Source organism: Ferrimonas balearica DSM 9799, from assembly GCF_000148645.1.
GTDB classification, from domain to species: Bacteria; Pseudomonadota; Gammaproteobacteria; order Enterobacterales; family Shewanellaceae; genus Ferrimonas; species Ferrimonas balearica.
The window spans coordinates 3,026,515-3,043,106 of the sequence record NC_014541.1; the positions used below are offsets into that span (position 1 = coordinate 3,026,515).

The 16,592-nt window shown below is 62.5% G+C and carries 14 protein-coding genes; 4 read left to right on the plus strand and 10 right to left on the minus strand.

Annotation, left to right across the window (positions count from 1 at the left end):
- Positions 1 to 317: 317 nt before the first annotated feature.
- On the minus strand, positions 318 to 830 hold the full coding sequence (tadA, locus tag FBAL_RS13870) for a tRNA adenosine(34) deaminase TadA (protein WP_013346210.1): 513 nt from the start codon (positions 828 to 830) through the stop codon (positions 318 to 320).
- Positions 831 to 984: 154 nt separating this feature from the next.
- Here tadA and FBAL_RS13875 point away from each other — a divergent pair, with 154 nt between their 5' ends.
- From FBAL_RS13875 to FBAL_RS13890, 3 genes are all read left to right on the plus strand, one after another.
- Positions 985 to 1,773, plus strand: a complete 789-nt coding sequence (locus FBAL_RS13875) for an ETEC_3214 domain-containing protein (RefSeq protein WP_013346211.1) — start codon at positions 985 to 987, stop codon at positions 1,771 to 1,773.
- Positions 1,774 to 1,977: 204 nt separating this feature from the next.
- Entirely contained in the window at positions 1,978 to 2,553 is a 576-nt protein-coding gene (locus tag FBAL_RS13885; protein ID WP_013346213.1) for an LPP20 family lipoprotein, read from the plus strand.
- Between the two features lie 15 nt (positions 2,554 to 2,568).
- Positions 2,569 to 3,993, plus strand: a complete 1,425-nt coding sequence (locus FBAL_RS13890) for a transglycosylase SLT domain-containing protein (RefSeq protein ID WP_013346214.1) — start codon at positions 2,569 to 2,571, stop codon at positions 3,991 to 3,993.
- A 39-nt stretch (positions 3,994 to 4,032) separates the two neighbouring features.
- Here FBAL_RS13890 and punR read toward each other — a convergent pair whose 3' ends face one another.
- The gene (punR, locus tag FBAL_RS13895; RefSeq protein WP_013346215.1) at positions 4,033 to 4,932 is read right to left on the minus strand and encodes a DNA-binding transcriptional activator PunR; all 900 of its coding nucleotides are present in this window, start codon (positions 4,930 to 4,932) and stop codon (positions 4,033 to 4,035) included.
- Between the two features lie 131 nt (positions 4,933 to 5,063).
- On the opposite strand from punR, the gene punC reads away from it, so the two are divergent.
- Positions 5,064 to 6,257 (plus strand): purine nucleoside transporter PunC, encoded by a 1,194-nt coding sequence (punC, locus tag FBAL_RS13900; RefSeq protein WP_013346216.1) that lies wholly within the window; start codon positions 5,064 to 5,066, stop codon positions 6,255 to 6,257.
- A 1,277-nt stretch (positions 6,258 to 7,534) separates the two neighbouring features.
- Here punC and FBAL_RS13905 read toward each other — a convergent pair.
- The 8 genes from FBAL_RS13905 to rbsD form a co-directional block, all read right to left on the minus strand.
- Positions 7,535 to 8,524, minus strand: coding sequence for an FAD-binding oxidoreductase (locus FBAL_RS13905; protein WP_013346217.1), 990 nt, complete (start codon positions 8,522 to 8,524; stop codon positions 7,535 to 7,537).
- A gap of 62 nt (positions 8,525 to 8,586) precedes the next feature.
- On the minus strand, positions 8,587 to 10,263 hold the full coding sequence (gene hcp, locus FBAL_RS13910) for a hydroxylamine reductase (protein ID WP_013346218.1): 1,677 nt from the start codon (positions 10,261 to 10,263) through the stop codon (positions 8,587 to 8,589).
- A 214-nt stretch (positions 10,264 to 10,477) separates the two neighbouring features.
- Positions 10,478 to 11,482, minus strand: a complete 1,005-nt coding sequence (locus tag FBAL_RS13915; RefSeq protein ID WP_013346219.1) for a LacI family DNA-binding transcriptional regulator — start codon at positions 11,480 to 11,482, stop codon at positions 10,478 to 10,480.
- Between the two features lie 3 nt (positions 11,483 to 11,485).
- On the minus strand, positions 11,486 to 12,409 hold the full coding sequence (rbsK, locus tag FBAL_RS13920) for a ribokinase (protein ID WP_013346220.1): 924 nt from the start codon (positions 12,407 to 12,409) through the stop codon (positions 11,486 to 11,488).
- A gap of 28 nt (positions 12,410 to 12,437) precedes the next feature.
- Positions 12,438 to 13,316, minus strand: coding sequence for a ribose ABC transporter substrate-binding protein RbsB (rbsB, locus tag FBAL_RS13925; RefSeq protein WP_013346221.1), 879 nt, complete (start codon positions 13,314 to 13,316; stop codon positions 12,438 to 12,440).
- 19 nt (positions 13,317 to 13,335) lie between these two features.
- On the minus strand, positions 13,336 to 14,301 hold the full coding sequence (gene rbsC / locus FBAL_RS13930; protein WP_013346222.1) for a ribose ABC transporter permease: 966 nt from the start codon (positions 14,299 to 14,301) through the stop codon (positions 13,336 to 13,338).
- A complete protein-coding gene (rbsA, locus tag FBAL_RS13935; protein ID WP_013346223.1) occupies positions 14,298 to 15,800 on the minus strand; it encodes a ribose ABC transporter ATP-binding protein RbsA in 1,503 nt (500 codons plus the stop codon). The genes rbsC and rbsA overlap by 4 nt, the downstream gene beginning before the upstream one ends.
- Positions 15,800 to 16,219: a D-ribose pyranase gene (rbsD, locus tag FBAL_RS13940; RefSeq protein WP_013346224.1), complete on the minus strand. Its 420-nt coding sequence runs from the start codon at positions 16,217 to 16,219 to the stop codon at positions 15,800 to 15,802. Before rbsD ends, rbsA begins: the two co-directional genes overlap by 1 nt.
- Positions 16,220 to 16,592: the final 373 nt, after the last annotated feature.

Below are 16,592 nucleotides of genomic sequence, written 5' to 3' on the forward strand. Positions count from 1 at the left end.
AACTGAGCCGCGAAACGTGGACCGAAAACTTGACGGTTCAGCGGGGCCGGGTTAAGGATTAGGTCTGGATGTCGCTTAGAAATAAGGGGAAATCGGCCGTCACTTTGATGTCATCATGACGACACGCCGCCGTCATCCAGGAAGGTCATCGTGATCCCTCACGATGAGTATCAGCAGCACCTAAAGGAGGCATCAGGTATGGCGAGAAAACAGACCCGCCGTCGCAAGGCCTTAAGCAGCTTGATGGAGCGCCGTCGTCAGTGCCGCAAACGCACGCACCTGCGCGTTGTCCATCGCATTAAGTTGTTCTCCGCCAATCAGGCGGAATCCCCTGCAGAGTCCAGCTCTGCCCTCTGAGCCTGTTTCAAGGCTTTCTTTTCCGCCCTGCGCTTCTTGAAAAACGCGCTTAACTGCGTCGCGCAGGGCTCGGAAAGGACCCCCGAAATCACCTCCAGCTGATGGTTCAGCGCCGGATGGCGCACCAGGTCCATCACGCTGCCTGCCGCCCCGGTTTTGGCGTCGGATGCGCCGTACACCAGAGTCCCGATGCGGGCATGCACCATCGCACCGGCGCACATTGAGCAGGGTTCCAGAGTGACGTACAGCGTGGTATCGAGCAGTCGATAATTTTCCAGTGCCTGGCCCGCGGCACGCAGGCACAGCATCTCAGCATGGGCGCTGGGATCATTCAGGGTGATGGACTGGTTAAACCCCTCGGCAATCACTTCACCATCGCGCACCAGCACCGCCCCAACCGGCACTTCGCCCAGGGCTTCCGCTTGTTCGGCCAGCTTCATGGCATGGGCCATCCACTTTTGATGTTGTTCCACCGCACTCTCCTCTTACAGGGCGGCCATTTTACTCCTTCATCCCGGTTATGCCATGGCTGGCGCCAAACGCATCCGCTTCTGCAATAAATTTGCTTACATCCACGTTACTTCTTGGTATAAATTTTAATCAGTTACAAACGCTTGAGAGAAATGGATGTCTCCGACTGAGTCTGTAAACAGCCCGGTGACCTCGCGGCTGAAGCCAAAATGGCGCGTACTGCGTTCCGGTGCACTCTACACCGTGGGCCTGATGATCGCCTTCGGCAACTTTAACGACACCAAAGATCTGACCATCAGCCTCTATGAATGGGGCACCACCCATTTCACCCACCAGGCCGAGCTCAACCGGCTCGAACAGCTGGATGTCGGCAACTTCCTCGCCTACACCGAAACGGTGTTCGGCATCCCCCAGGTGGTGAAAGCCTCACGCCTGGACACCGAGCTGCAGTACCGCTACTACAAAACCGACAAATACCTGCTCACCCTGCAGGTGAAAGAACAGCGGGTACTCGGCTATCTGGTGCAGGCCCTGTCGCTGGAGAACCAGTTCAATACCGCAGGCCCCTTCAGCCCGCCGGTCCCCTTTACTGAGCGCACACTCGACAACGCCCCGTTGGCCACCCTGCCCTTTGCCGATGAGGGTTTTGCCCTGGACAACCACAACCTGGTCTATTTCCTTGAGCGCCACCCGCTGGCCGCCGACGGACTCTACCTCAACCTCTATCTGGGCATCACTGAGTACGACACGCCCCATCCGGGGCTGAGCCAAACCCTGGGCGAACTGGATGAGGCGCTGGTGTTTGGTGAGGAGATCCAAACCCTGGAATCCCTCAACGCGGTGCGGGAACGCTACGCCCCCAACTTCTATGGACTCAGCGAACTGGATAACCCCTACATGGCGGAGTCGCTGTTAACCCGCCACGAATTCAACGCCTACTTCTGACCATGGAGTGTCAGCCATGAGATACGGCTATCTGCCGATGACCTCCGGCCCTCATCCGCACAACAGGGCGGATTGCGGCAACCGCAAAGCGGGCAGACACACCGGCCAACCGGCCGCTCAAAGAGTTGCGCAAACTCGTTGGCTGTTGCAGCCGACGGACGCGCCGAACCACGCCATCGCGATGGCGAATCACAAAGGGACCTGATGATGAAAAAACGGCTGATTTCTCTGTTGGCAGTGGCCACTCTGGCGGGCTGCGCTTCCAACGACGACGTAACCCTGGCCTGCACCTTCCCCGATGCTGCAGAAACCGCGGCGCCGGAGTGGGTGTGCGACGAAGCGGTGGCGGGCTACGCCCTGACCGGCGTGGGCTACGCCAAGCAGAACCCGGCGGGGATCGGCTTTATGAAAGAGGTGGCCGCCAACGATGGTCGGGTCAAGATGGCGCAAGCCTTCCGCACCCGGATTGCCGCCACGTTCCGTTCCAGCGTGGTGGCCAGCGGCATCGACGGTGACGACACCACCAACACCCTGATCGAGACCGCTTCACGCAACCTGACCGAACAAACCCTGTCCGGCGCCCGCATCCTCAAATCCCGCACCAGCCCCACCGGTGCCCTGTATGTGTTGGTCGGCATGAGCGACGCCGATTACGAGCGCACCATGAAAGCGGCGCTGAAAGCCAGCAAGAATCAGGACAGTGAACTGTGGCAGCGCTTCAAGGAAGACGAAGCCGCCAAGCTGCTGGAAGCGATGCTGCAAACCACCAGCCAGCTGTAACGGCAAGGAGAGCCCATGACAGGCGACAGCGCAGGGCCGAAGCGAACGCTTTCGGCCATCACTCTGGCGCTGTTTGCTGGTTTGGCGGGGGCGGCCACGGCCAACACCCCGGCGCCCGGTAGTGAGTTGGCGAGATTCCAGGCCTACAAACAGCAACAACAGTCGGCGTTTGAGCAGTACCGCAGCGCCTACCTTAATGCCTTCGATGCCTATCGGAAGGCGGTGCTGGCGCACTGGGACGACGCGCCCCTGAGTGACCGCCACACGCTGGTGCAGTACAGCGACGACAAGCGCCAGCGCACCGAGGTGGATTACCAGAGCGGCACCATCACCATTGCGGTGGTGCATCAGCCCGACCAGATGCCGGACCCGGCCCAGATCCAGGCCTCCCTGGCCCAACTGGTGCAGGAGGATGTGGCCTCGGCCCAGGCCGCGGACCCGATTATGGCCGAGCTGGATTCCGCCCCCGGGGCGACCGTGGCGACGCCTCTGCCGCTGGTGCCGGCGCTGAACCAGCAACTGGCAGGGCCAGAACAGGACAGCCGTGCCCGGCTGGCGCAAATGGTGGCAAACGCCGAGGTCAACACCCGGCCCCGGGATTACAGTGCCGAGCGACTGGCGGCCCTGCAGGCGGAGCTTAAAGCTCAGGAGCAGGCGGCCCTGCGTGAGCTGGAACGGCAGCAGGAGCTGATCGCTCTGGCCAGGGCGGAAACCCCAGAGCAGGCAGAACCGGCCCCGGTGCCCGCCAGCCAGAGTGCTGCCGTAGTGAGCCAAAGCCTGGAGCGCCAACAGGCGCTGACCACCGCCTACCAGGCGCGCGCTGAGGATCCCACCAGTAAGCAGATCACCACCTACCGCATCCAGCTGCCCAGCCAAAGCCTGCAGAAACGGGCCCGCCCCTTCCTGCCCCAGGCTCAGCAGCAGTCGGCTCAGTTTGAGGTGGAACTGGAGCTGGTGCTGGCAATCATGCAGGCGGAGAGCAGCTTTAACCCGATGGCGCGCTCCCACATCCCGGCCTTCGGCCTGATGCAGATTGTGCCCGGCAGCGCTGGCCGCGATGTGCGCGAGAAGTTTGAGAACTCGAGCCAGCCGCCCAGCGCCGAAGAGCTGTACCAGCCAGAGTTGAATATCCGTTTTGGCAGCGCCTACCTGAACATTCTGGATCAGCGCTACCTGCGCGGGGTGAGTGACCCACAAAGTCGGCTCTACTGCGTTATCGCCGCCTACAACACCGGCGCGGGCAACGTCGCCAAAGCCTTTAATGCCGATGGCAGCCGCCGCCTGAAAAGCGCCCTGCCCCGCATCAACGCCATGGCGCCGGAAGCGGTCTACCAGCACCTGCTGGAACACTTGCCCTATGAGGAAACCCGCAAGTACTTGAAGAAGGTGCGCAGCTACCAGGAGGGCTACGCCGCACTTGGGGATACGCTGCGGCTGTAACGCAACGGGGCGCCACAAGGCGCCCCGTTTTCTGTTGTGTCAGGCCAGCCACTCCCGGTGCAACTGCTGCTCATCCCCCAGATAATCCAGTAACCAGCGCATCAGCGCCGAATCACTCTCCTTACGCCAGGCCAGGCAGCAGGCGCTGGGCCGTTGCCCGCCTGCCATATGACGCTCCACCAGCGTCCCCCCCGCCAGCAACGGCCGGGCCAGGTGGCGGGGCATGTAGTTCAGCCCCAGTCCGGCCTGAACACAGGCCACCGCATTGGGCCAGTCCGGCACCATGATGCGGCGCTGGTTGTCCTGCAGCCAGGTGGTGCGCTTGGGCAGGGTGCGGGAGGTGTCCTCCAGACAGATAAGCGGAAACTGGCGAACGCTCTCCGGGGTCAGTTCCGCCATCGCTGCCGCCGGGTGGTCGGGAGTCATCACCAGCGCCCAGTCGAGAATGCCCATATCCCGGTACCCGAAGTCGCCGCCCACCGGAATGGCCGTGGTGGCGCCGATGCCGATCTCGGCCCGCCCCTCCGCCAGCGCGTCCCACACTCCATTGAACACCTCAATGCTGAGGATCAGCTCAGCGTCATCAAAGGCGGCGTAGAAGTCCCGTACCAGAGCGGTAATGCGGTCCGCTTTCACCACGTTATCCAGCGCCACCCGCAGGCTGCGCTGCCAGCCATTGGCCACCCGTTGGGTTTGCAGCCGTACCTGCTCGGTCTCCCTCAGCCACTGGCGAACCTGCACCAGAAAGTGTTCACCCGCCGGGGTCAGCACCACCTTGCGGTGCTGACGCTCAAACAGGGTGGCCCCCAGCTGTTCCTCGACCTGCCGTACCGCGTAGCTGACCGCGGAGGGCACTTTGTGAAGCTGGGTCGCGGCAGCACTGAAACTGCCGTGGCGGGCGACGAGGTCGAGCATCTGCAAGGTACTTTGGGCAAACATGGTGCTTTCAAATTTTTTGACAGGAAAGGGCAAAATATACCGTTTAACAGCGACTCGATCACCCAGTAGACTGCGCGGCCAACTGAAATCAGCCAGTTTCATGGGAAATTGGCGACAAATTGATTGAAACGATGTCTCAGAAAATCCCCTTTATTGAGCTGTTCTACCTGGCGGGCCTGTCGATGCTGGCGTTCGTTGCCACCGACATGTACCTGCCGGCGTTTAAGGCGATGGAGAGCTACTACGGCACCGGCCCCGAGTCGATTGCCCTGTCTCTCTCCGTGTTCCTGGCGGGTCTGGCCGGTGGCCAGCTGCTGTGGGGCCTGGCCTCCGACCGCTACGGCCGTCGCAACACCCTGCTGGCCGGTCTGGCGCTGTACACCATCGCCTCTCTGGGCCTGACCTTCAGTGACGCCATCTGGCAACTGCTGGCCCTGCGCTTTGTGCAGGCCATGGGCGTTTGTGCTCCGGCCGTGATCTGGCAGGCGCTGGTGATCGATCGCTACCCCGGCGAGCGTGCCCAGCAGGTGTTTGCCACCATCATGCCGCTGGTGGCCCTGTCTCCGGCCCTGGCGCCGCAGCTGGGCGTGGGCCTGACCCTGATGTTTGGCTGGCAGAGCATCTTCCTGGCCCTGACCGCCATCGGCATCGTCTGGCTGGGCCTGACCCTGCGCCTGCCCAAAGAGACGCCGGTCGCCAGCGAGCGCTCCGTCCGTGGTGACATTGCCGGCCTGCTGCGCTCCCGGGTTTACCTGGGCAACGTGGTGATGTTCGGCTCTGCCTCCGCCGCGTTCTTCGCCTACCTGACGGGTCTGCCGGAGATCATGGCCAGCATGGGCTACGACGCCAGCCAGATCGGCCTCTCCTTTGTGCCGCAAACCATCGCCTTTATGGCCGGTGGCTACTTTGGCAAACGCCTGGTGAGCCGCTGTGGTGCGGACACCGTGCTGAAGGGCCTGCTGATGCTGTTCGTCTTGGCCTCCGCCATGATCCTGGTGGCCAGCCAGATGAGCATTACCACCATCTGGCCGCTGCTGGTGCCGTTCTGCTTCCTGGCCGTCACCAACGGGGCGCTCTACCCGATCATTGTTAACCGCGCCCTCTCCAGTGCCCCGCACTGCGCTGCCACTGCGGCGGGCCTGCAGAACAGCCTGCAGATCACCATCAGCTTTGGTGCCAGCGCGCTGGTGGCCTCGTTTGCCAGCATCGCCCTGCCGGTAACCGGCATCACCATCGGCGCCAGTGCCCTGGTGGTTCTGCTGGGGGCCTACTGGGCCAACACCGCCACCCGCGCCGAGCCCGAGCCGGAACTGGTGACCGAGTAACGAAAAAGCCGCTCAAATGAGCGGCTTTTTTTATGGATTGCTTATCGTCGGTTACGGCCACAATAGGGCGTAGCGTGGGCTTATAGCCCACGGGACTTTCGGAGTTCAGAGCACCACAGCCGTGGGCTCAAAGCCCACGCTACGAAGAGGCGACGCCATTTCTAATCCAGTGCGGTTCGTGCGCCACAGGCGCACGCTACGGTTGCCCTGCACCATATCCAATCCAGTGCTGGGCCAACACCGCCAGCCGCGCCGAGCCCGAGCCGGAACTGGTGACCGAGTAACGAAAAAGCCGCTCAAATGAGCGGCTTTTTTATGGATTGCTTATCGTCGGTTACGGCCACAATAGGGCATAGCGTGGGCTTATAGCCCACGGGACTTTCGGAGTTCAGAGCACCACAGCCGTGGGCTCAAAGCCCACGCTACGAAGAGGCGACGCCATTTCTAATCCAGTGCGCTTTGTGCGCCACAGGCGCACGCTACGGTTGCCCAGCACCATATCCAATCCAGTGCTGGGCCAACACCGCCAGCCGCGCCGAGCCCGAGCCGGAACTGGTGACCGAGTAACGAAAAAGCCGCTCAAATGAGCGGCTTTTTTTATGGATTGCTTATCGTCGGTTACGGCCACAATAGGGCGTAGCGTGGGCTTATAGCCCACGGGACTTTCGGAGTTCAGAGCACCACAGCCGTGGGCTCAAAGCCCACGCTACGAAGAGGCGATGCCATTTCCAATCCAGTGCTGGGCCAACACCGCCAGCCGCGCCGAGCCCGAGCCGGAACTGGTGACCGAGTAACGAAAAAAGCCGCTCAAATGAGCGGCTTTTTTGTGGATTGCTTATCGTCGGTTACGGCCACAATAGGGCGTAGCGTGGGCTTATAGCCCACGGGACTTTCGGAGTTCAGAGCACCACAGCCGTGGGCTCAAAGCCCACGCTACGAAGAGGCGATGCCATTTCCAATCCAGTGCTGGGCCAACACCGCCAGCCGCGCCGAGCCCGAGCCGGAACTGGTGACCGAGTAACGAAAAAAGCCGCTCAAATGAGCGGCTTTTTTATGGATTGCTTATCGTCGGTTACGGCCACAATAGGGCGTAGCGTGGGCTTATAGCCCACGGGACTTTCGGAGTTCAGAGCACCACAGCCGTGGGCTCAAAGCCCACGCTACGAAGAGGCGACGCTATTTCCAATCCGGTACGGCTCGCGCACGCTACGGTTAGCCAGGGATATGGCGCCAATAGAAACGCCGCTCGATGAGCGGCGTTTTTGTTTCCGGATGGGTCAGTCGTTCAGCTCGACCGCCATATCGCCGGTCACGGTGCTGGAACAGGCCAGGAAGTACCCCGCTTCAATCTCCTCCGGCGTCAGCCCTAGGGTGGAGGTGCTTTCCAGCTTGTCCTTCTCCCCTTTGCATTTGCAGGAGCCGCACACCCCGGTGCGACAGGCGGCAAAGATGGGCAAACCGCCCTGCTCCAGGCTCTCCAGTACGGTCTGGCCCGGCAGGATCGGCAACTCAATGCCGTCCACCGCCAGCTGGTGGCCCGCGCTGGGGCTGGCCTCGGTCAGGCTGGCCGGTTGCGGTGCCACAAAGGCTTCACTGTGGATCCGCCCCTCCTCGACACCGAACTCCCGCAGCATGGTTTTCACCGCGTCCATATAGCCCTGGGGACCGCAGATCATCGCGGTGCGCTGCTTCAGGTCCGGTACCCGGGCCTGCAACTGGGCCGCATCAAGCCGACCCTTAAACGGCTCCGGATCGACCGCATCCCCCAGCACCCAATGCAGTTTGAGGTTGGGGTGGGCCGCGGCCAGCGCTTCCAGCGGTTCCGGGAAGAGGCGGTCGGCGGCGGTACGGGCGCTGTGGACAAACACGATGTCCGCGTCCGGTTTCCGCTGCAAACGCTCACGCAGCATGGAGAACACCGGCGTGATGCCGCAACCGGCGGAGAGCAGCAGCCAGGCGCCATCGCCGGCCAGATCCCGATGGAACTCGCCAGCCGGGGCCAACGCTTCCAGTGTGTCACCGGGCTTGAGGGCGTCCAGCAGGTGGTTGGACACCCGGCCACCGGGCACCCGCTTGATGGTGAGCTGCAGCTCGGTTTCACCGGGAATGGAAGCCAGGCTGTAGGCGCGGGCACTGGTGCGCTCTTCAATCGGCACCAGCAGGGTCAGGAACTGGCCCGGAATAAAATCCACAGCCTGGTCGCTGCTGAAGATAAAACTGGTGACGTCCGACGTTTCAGGACGCACCTGATGACAGGTCAAAAGCATGGTGATTCCAACGCTAGAGAAACGACAAAGGGGCCGAGTACGGCCCCCTAATTTAGCTCGGCTCAAGCCGCAAGAATGTCGGCGATGTCCTGTTCCACGGTGGTGATCAGGCGCAGGCCAAACTGCTCGTTCAGGGCCGCAATCAGGTTGTCGGTCAGGAACGCCGGGGCGGTCGGCCCCACGCGGATGTCCTTGATGCCCAGGGCCAGCAGGGTCAGCAGAATGGCGATCGCCTTCTGTTCAAACCAGGACAGCACCAGAGAAAGCGGCAGGTCGTTCACCCCACACTCGAAGGCATCGGCCAGGGCCAGAGCCAGCTGGATGGCGGAGTAAGCGTCGTTGCACTGACCCACATCGAGGAAGCGCGGGATGCCGTTGATGTCGCCGAACTCCAGGTCGTTGAACTTAAACTTGCCGCAAGCCAGGGTCAGGATCAGAGTGTCTTTCGGCGCCTGCTTGGCGAACTCGGTGTAGTAGTTGCGCTCAGCCTTGTCGCCGTCGCAGCCACCGAGCAGGAAGAAGTGCTTGATGTTGCCGGCCTTGACCTGGTCAATCACTGCCGGGGCCGCCGCCATCAGGGCATTACGGGCAAAACCGGTGGTGGTGTAGTGCGGGATCTCGTCGTACTTGAAGCCTTCACAGGCCAGTGCTTTGTCGATCACGGTGCTGAAGTCGTCACCAATCAGGTGAGTAACGCCCGGCCAGCCCACGATGGAGCGGGTAAACAGGCGGTCGGCGTAGCCCTCAATGCCGCGGCCCGGATTGGGGTCGATCAGGCAGTTTGAGGTCATCACGATGGCGCCGGGGAAGTTGGCAAACTCTTTCTGCTGGTTCTGCCAGGCGGTGCCGTAGTTGCCCACCAGGTGCGGGTATTTGTGGCCCAGTTCCGGGTAAGCGTGGGCTGGCAGCATCTCACCGTGGGTGTAGACGTTGATGCCTTTACCCTGGGTCTGTTCGAGGATGTGTTGCAGGTCGATCAGGTCGTGACCGGACACCAGAATCGCTTTGCCCGCCACCGGCTTCATATTGACCTGAACCGGCACCGGGTGACCAAATACGTTGGTTTCGCCCAGGTCCAGCAGCGCCATCACGCCGAAGTTCAGGTGGCCAATATCCATGCTCAGTGCCAGCAGGTCGCCCATCTCGCTCGGGTCTTCACCCAGGCGCGCCATAATGCGGTGGAACTCGCCGTACAGCTTCTCATCCTGCTGGCCCAGTACCCGGGCGTGCTCCAGATAGGCGGCCACACCTTTGAGGCCATACAGGCACAGCAGGCGCAGGCCGACGATGTCTTCACCCACTTCGGCATGGCCACGGTTGACCATGGTTTGCGGCGCAGCGGCCAGCATGGCGGCTTTATCAACGGACAGCTCGAACTGACCGGCTCCCACCGGCTCTGCCGGCACGATGCCGCGCTCGGCACAGGCGGCCAGATAAGCGGCCTTGATGCGCTGGCGCAGGGCCATCGCTTGTTCGGTGTAGGCCACCAGGCGTTCGGCATCGAAGTTCACGTTGGTCAGTGTGGCGAAAAATGCCTGAGGCAGATAGGCATCCACCTCTCCATCCACCACGTCCACCTGACGAGCCAGATGGGCGTAGGCGCTGACGCCCTGGATCAGGTACACCAACACGTCCTGAAGATCGGAAATCTCGGCGGTCTTGCCGCACATCCCCATGCTGTAGCTGCAGCCACTGCTGACCGGGGTACGGATGGTTTGCTCACACTGAACACAAAACATGGTCTCACTCCATTAGTTGCAAACATAATGCATCTTTTGGAATGCATCATACGCCGACTGAAATGAGATAACATGCATCAGTAATGCTCTTTTAATGATTCTCTGATCCGGATCAACAAAACCCCGGATGGCTGGCCGCATTTTCAAACACCTTAAGTGTTGATACAGCCTCCATCCGGGGTTTTGGGGTAACGCGAAAAGAGAAGAAGGTGGGTCAGTTCACCGGGGCCACGCTGTCCCGCCCCACCAGTGCCGGTGGCAACACCACCTGGCGACCGGGCAGGCTGGGCTCGCGGATGCGGTCCAGCAGCATCGACAACGCCTGCTCCGCCAGCGCTTCCATCGGCTGACGCACGGTGGTCAGAGGCGGATTGCAGTAACGGGCGGCCGGAATGTCGTCATAGCCCACCACGGACACGTCTTCGGGCACCCGCAGTCCCGCTTCCATCAGCGCCCGCATGGCGCCCATGGCCATCAGGTCGTTGCTGGCGAACACGGCGGTGAGTTGCTGCTGCCGGGCCAACAGCGCGTGCATGGCGCGGTAGCCCCCCTCAAAGCTGAGCTCATCGGAACAGACCCAGTTGTCGTCCGCCGCCAGCCCGGCCTTGGTCAGCGCGTGGCGATAGCCACTCAGGCGGCTTTGGCTGTTGCGCTTGCTGAGCGGGCCCGCCAGCAAACCGATGCGCTGGTGCCCCTGCTCAATCAGGTGGGTTACCGCCAGCTCACCGCCCATCTCTGAGTCGTCGAGGATGCGGTCATAGCCCGCTTCCGCCGGGGCGGAGTCCATCACCACGGCGGGCATGGCCAGACGCTCGCTGAGGTCCGCCATGGTCTCCTGTTGGGTGTCGGAGCTCATCAGCAGCATGCCATCCACCCGACGCTGAGCCAGCATCGCCAGGTAGTCGCGGGCGCGGTCGGCGTTGCCCTGAGTATTGCACAGCATCAGATTGTAGCCGTGGCGGTAGGCGACCCGGTCCACCCACTGGATCAGGTCGGCATAGAAAGGGTTGTTGGTGTCGGTCACCAGCATCCCCAGCACCCGGCTGCTGCCGCCTTTCAGGCTTCGGGCCACGGTGTTGGGGACGTAGTTCAGGGCCGCCACCGCCTGCATCACCCGCGCCTTGGCGTCCTCGGACACGAAACGGGTTTCGTTAAGAACGTGGGAGACCGTGGTGGTGGAGACCCCGGCGAGGCGGGCCACATCTTTGATCGTGGCCATCGCTCAGCCCTGACTGGCCAGCAAACCCAGCACCTCATCCCGGGTCGGGATGGAGCTTTGAGCGCCCATGCGGGTCACCGACAGGGCCGCAGCGGCCTGGCCAAAGCGCACCGCCTCGGCCAACGACTGGCCCTCCAGCAGGGCCGTCACCATGCCACCGTTAAAGGTGTCACCGGCGGCGGTGGTGTCCACCGCGTCCACCACAAAACCGGGGATCGAACGCCCCTCACCCGCTTCGCTCAACCACACGCCGCGCTTACCCAGGGTGATCATCACGGTCTTGATGCCGAAACGCTGGTGCAGTGCCTGGGCCGCACGGTCAGCGTCATCCAGGCTGTCGATGGCGATGCCGGTGAGCTGCTCCGCTTCGGTCTCGTTGGGGGTGATGATGTCCACGTGGCGCAGCAGGCTGTCCGGCAGGTCACGGGCCGGGGCCGGGTTCAGCACCACGGTGGTGCCGCTGGCGCGGGCCAGTTCTGCGGCCTGCTCCAGGCTTTCAACGGGGGTTTCCAGTTGCAGCAGCAACAGGTCAGCATCGGTGATGCGGTCGTGGTGCGCCAGCACCCGCTCCGGGCTCAGGGCCGCGTTGGCACCGGGCCAGATGCCGATGTTGTTTTCACCCTGGCTGTCGACGTAGATCATCGCCAGGCCGGTGTTCTGGCCAGGCACGGTATCGATGGCCGCGGTGTCGATGCCGTCGGCGCCAAACTGCGCCACCATCTGGGCACCGATGGCGTCTTCACCCACACAGCCGATCATGGTGGTGGTGGCTCCCAGCCGGGCCGCGGCCACGGCCTGGTTGGCGCCTTTGCCGCCGGCGACGATGTCGTACTGGTTGGCGGTGAGGGTTTGCCCCGGGCGGGGGAAGTGGTCCACCTGCAACAGGTGGTCCACGTTGATGCTGCCCAATACGGTGAGTGTTGCCATCGATTCTGTTCCTTACCCGGAAAATGACTTACTTGGTGATCAGTTTGAGCGGTACCGGCTGGTAGGCTTCCACCGCTTCGCCCGCGAGGATCTTCGCGGCCATCTCCACACCGAGGCGACCGATCAGCTCCGGCTGCTGGGCCACAGTGGCACCCAGCAGGCCGCGCTTGACCGCAGCAATACCGTCGTCAGTGCCGTCAAAGCCGACAATCAGCACGGATTTGCCGGCGCCGCGAACGGCCTGCAGCGCGCCCAGTGCCATCTCGTCGTTCTGGGCAAAAATGGCCTGCACGTCGCCGTTACCGGCCAGCAGGTTCTCCGCCACGTTGAGGCCCTTGGTGCGGTCAAAATCCGCCGGCTGGCTGGCCATCAGTTGCAGCTGGTTGGCCGCTACGGCCTGGGCAAAGCCTTCGCCGCGCTCACGGGCGGCGGAGGTGCCGGCCACGCCTTCGAGCTGCAGCACCTTGGCGCCCTGGCCCAGCTGCTCAGTGATGAAGTCACCGGCCAGCTTGCCGCCCGCCACGTTGTCGGAAGCGATGTGGCTGGCCACGTCGCCGCGGGTCACGCCCCGGTCCAGAGTCAGCAGCGGGATGCCTGCCCGGTTCACCATACGGGCGGCATTGCTGGCCGCGTCGGAGTCGGTGGGGTTGAGCATGATCGCCTTGACCTGGCGCACGGTCAAATCTTCGATGTTGGCCAGCTCGCGGGCCGGATCATTCTGAGAATCCAGCACAATCAGGTCGTAGCCCAGCTCCGCGGCTTTCTGTTCGGCCCCCTCTTTCAGGGTGACGAAGAACGGGTTGTTCAGGGTGGAGACCACCAGCGCCAGAGTGTCCTTGGCGGAAGCGGTGGCGGTCAGGCCCAGGGCCAGGGTCAGTGCCGCGGCACGGCGCATCCAGTGTTTCATGTCAGGCTCCTAATCGTTCTTATGCGTGAGATTTGCGATCGGCCAGCACGGCCAACAGGATCACCGCCGCTTTGGCGATCATCTGGTAGTAAGAGGAGACGTCCAGCAGGTTCAGGGCGTTGTTCAGGAAACCGATGATCAACGCGCCCACCAGGGTGCCCCAGATAAAGCCACGGCCACCGGCCAGGCTGGCGCCACCCACCACCACCGCAGCGATGGCATCCAGCTCATAGGCGGTACCGGCAGTGGGCTGGGCGGAGGAGAGACGGGAGGTCACGATCAGACCCGCCAGCGCAGCCATCATGCCGCTGATGCCGTACACCGCCACCTTGACCCGATCCACCCGGATGCCGGACAGGCGTGCCGCCGCTTCGTTACCGCCGATGGCGTAGATGTAGCGGCCCAGGCGGGTGTGGTTGAGCAGGAACCAGGCACCGACAAAGCACAGCAGCATCAGCCACACCGGCATCGGCACACCAAACAGGTAGCCGGTGCCGAGGAAGGCGAACGCGTCAGAGGCGTCAGTAAAGCCGGTGGAGATGGGACGGCCGTCGGTGTACACCATGGTCAGGCCGCGGATGGCGGTCATGGTCACCAGGGTGGCAATAAACGCCTGTACTTTACCCTTGGCCACCAGCAGACCGTTGAGGCTGCCGAGGAACAGGCCGAACAGCAAGGTGGCCACCAGCGTCACCGCCAGGGGCAGCTCCAGTCCCACCATGGAGGCGCCGAGGGCGCCACACAGGGCCAGTACCGCGCCCACCGACAGGTCGATGCCGGCGGTCAGGATCACCAGGGTCATGCCCACGGCGATGATGGCGTTGACCGAGGTCTGACGCAGGATGTTCATCAAGTTGCCGGTGGTAAAGAACTGGTCGTTCAGGGTGGAGACCACCGCGATCAGCACCAGCAGGGCCAGCAGGGCTTTTTGGTTTTTCAGCCCATCCAGCAGCTTGGGCATCAGGGTCTGTGCTTGAGAGGTCATGCTTGGTTCTCGTTCTGGGTTTTGCCGAGCGCAGCGGCCAGCAACTGGGATTGGGTAGCGGTTTTGGCGGTGAACTCACCGCTGATGCGGCCGTGATGCATCACCAGGATGCGGTCGCTCAGGCCCATCACCTCGGGCAGGTCGGAAGAGACGATGATGATGCTCATGCCGCCCTGCTTGAGCTGGTTAATCAGCTCATAAATCTCTTTCTTGGCGCCGACGTCCACGCCGCGGGTCGGCTCATCCAGGATCAGCACCTTGGGCTGGGCCATCACGCCCTTGGCGATGGCGGCCTTCTGCTGGTTCCCCCCGGAGAGCTTGCCGATGGGCTGGTCCAGGGTCGGGGTCTTGATGTTAAAGCGCTGACGGAACTGCTCGGTCTCGCTGGCTTCAGCGCCGTGCTGCAGGCGACCCAGTTGGCTGAAGTGGTTCAGCGCCGACAGGCTCATGTTGGCTTTGACTGACATCCCCAGCACCAGGCCATCGCCTTTACGGTCTTCGGAGATGTAGGTGATGCCAGCCTTGATGGCGTCGGCCGGATGGCGCACGGTCAGGGCCTCGCCATTGAGGCGAACGACACCGGACTCGGCCCAGACATCGCCGCACAGCAGGCGCATCAGCTCACTGCGGCCCGCGCCCATCAGGCCACTGAAGCCTAGGATTTCGCCCTGGTGCAGGGTAAAGGAGACGTCCTCCACACCGGCGCCACTGAGGCGTTCCACCGCCAGTGACTCAGCACCGGGGGTCACCTCAACACGGGGGTAGAGGTCGGACAGCGGACGCCCCACCATCAGCTCAATCAGGCGCGCCTCATCCAACTCGTCGGCGCCGTGTTCGGCAATGAACTGGCCATCGCGCATGACGGTGATGCGATCGCAGATGGCGAAGATCTCCTGCATCCGGTGGGAGATGTAAACGATGCCGACACCATCGGCTTTCAGTTCGGCGATCACCTTAAACAGGGTCTCGGTTTCCCGGTCACTGAGGGCGTCGGTAGGCTCGTCCATCACGATCACTTTGGACTGGAACGACAGCGCCTTGGCGATCTCCACCATCTGTTGTTCACCGATGGAGAGGCGGGATACCGGCTCACGGCTGGAGCGGGCTACACCCAGACGGGCCAGCAGCGCATCGGCCTGGCGGTAAAGGCTGGGCCAGTCGATGCGGGCACCGGCACGCATCGGTTCGCGACCCAGAAAGATGTTTTCGGCGATGGAGAGGCCACCAATCAGGTTCAGCTCCTGGTGGATGATGCTGATGCCCGCCTGCTGGGAGGCGCGGGGCTCATCGAACCAGCACGCTTCACCCTGGTAGCGGAGCTGGCCAGCGTCAGCGCTGTAGATGCCGGTGAGCACCTTCATCAGGGTGGACTTGCCAGCGCCGTTCTCTCCCATCAGGCCCATCACCTGGCCGGGGTAGACGTGCAGGCGGGCACCATCCAGGGCTTTCACCCCGGGGAAGGCTTTGTCGATGCCGTCGAGTTGCAGTACCGGCTCCATCAGAACGCCACTCCCGCTTTCAGAATGATGTTGGCGTAGGGCTGGCACTCGCCGGTGCGCACCACGGCACGGCTGTTGCGGCTGCGCTGCTTGAACTGTTCGTGGCTGACCCACTCGATGGCAATGGCTTGCCCCTGCGCCTGACCCAGCTGTTCCAGCATAGTGGTCAATTGCGCCAGCAGGGCTGGGCTGTGGCTCTGCATCTCTTCGGCCAGTACCACTGACTCAATCTGCAGATCACCGGCGATGGCGTTCAGGGTATCGAGAAACGTCGGCACACCCCGTATCAGGGCCAGGTCGATGCGCTGGCATTCGTCCGGGATCGGCAGGCCGGCATCGGCGATGGTCAGCTCATCGGTGTGGCCGGAGAGGCTAATCAGCTGGGACAGGTGACTGTTCAGTAGCGCGCCGCGTTTCATAGGTTTCCTCGACATCAAATCATCCGCAACCATCAGCGCAAACGTGTGCGCAAACGATTGCGCGTATTGTAGATCCGCCTTTTGGGGCAACTGAATGGGGATCGAAGCGATCCGGATCACAATTCCGGCGGGGATTTTGTCAGGGAGTTTCAGGACTGGCGGGAGGGCCACGAGCCGATGGCTGGAAACGGTGGGATTGTCGCCAATTTTTGTTGTAGGGAACCCAGGGGAACACCCGCAATGACGATATTACTCTTTATATTTCTGACAGTTATCGTGGAATGAAATTTTCTTTCACCCGTGCTCCGCTCAACCCCGGATTGGCTGGCGTTCAGCCACAAAAAAGCCCGCGCGGTTTCCCGCACGGGCAATG

What these genes read in the sequence shown, in the direction of transcription:
- punR (WP_013346215.1), bottom strand. Translation starts at nt 4,932, where the DNA reads ATGTTTGCCCAAAGTACCTTGCAGATGCTCGACCTCGTCGCCCGCCAC.
- punC (WP_013346216.1), top strand. Translation starts at nt 5,064, where the DNA reads ATGTCTCAGAAAATCCCCTTTATTGAGCTGTTCTACCTGGCGGGCCTG.
- FBAL_RS13915 (WP_013346219.1), bottom strand. Translation starts at nt 11,482, where the DNA reads ATGGCCACGATCAAAGATGTGGCCCGCCTCGCCGGGGTCTCCACCACC.
- hcp (WP_013346218.1), bottom strand. Translation starts at nt 10,263, where the DNA reads ATGTTTTGTGTTCAGTGTGAGCAAACCATCCGTACCCCGGTCAGCAGT.
- FBAL_RS13875 (WP_013346211.1), top strand. Translation starts at nt 985, where the DNA reads ATGTCTCCGACTGAGTCTGTAAACAGCCCGGTGACCTCGCGGCTGAAG.
- rbsK (WP_013346220.1), bottom strand. Translation starts at nt 12,409, where the DNA reads ATGGCAACACTCACCGTATTGGGCAGCATCAACGTGGACCACCTGTTG.
- rbsB (WP_013346221.1), bottom strand. Translation starts at nt 13,316, where the DNA reads ATGAAACACTGGATGCGCCGTGCCGCGGCACTGACCCTGGCCCTGGGC.
- FBAL_RS13905 (WP_013346217.1), bottom strand. Translation starts at nt 8,524, where the DNA reads ATGCTTTTGACCTGTCATCAGGTGCGTCCTGAAACGTCGGACGTCACC.
- rbsA (WP_013346223.1), bottom strand. Translation starts at nt 15,800, where the DNA reads ATGGAGCCGGTACTGCAACTCGACGGCATCGACAAAGCCTTCCCCGGG.
- rbsD (WP_013346224.1), bottom strand. Translation starts at nt 16,219, where the DNA reads ATGAAACGCGGCGCGCTACTGAACAGTCACCTGTCCCAGCTGATTAGC.
- FBAL_RS13890 (WP_013346214.1), top strand. Translation starts at nt 2,569, where the DNA reads ATGACAGGCGACAGCGCAGGGCCGAAGCGAACGCTTTCGGCCATCACT.
- FBAL_RS13885 (WP_013346213.1), top strand. Translation starts at nt 1,978, where the DNA reads ATGATGAAAAAACGGCTGATTTCTCTGTTGGCAGTGGCCACTCTGGCG.
- rbsC (WP_013346222.1), bottom strand. Translation starts at nt 14,301, where the DNA reads ATGACCTCTCAAGCACAGACCCTGATGCCCAAGCTGCTGGATGGGCTG.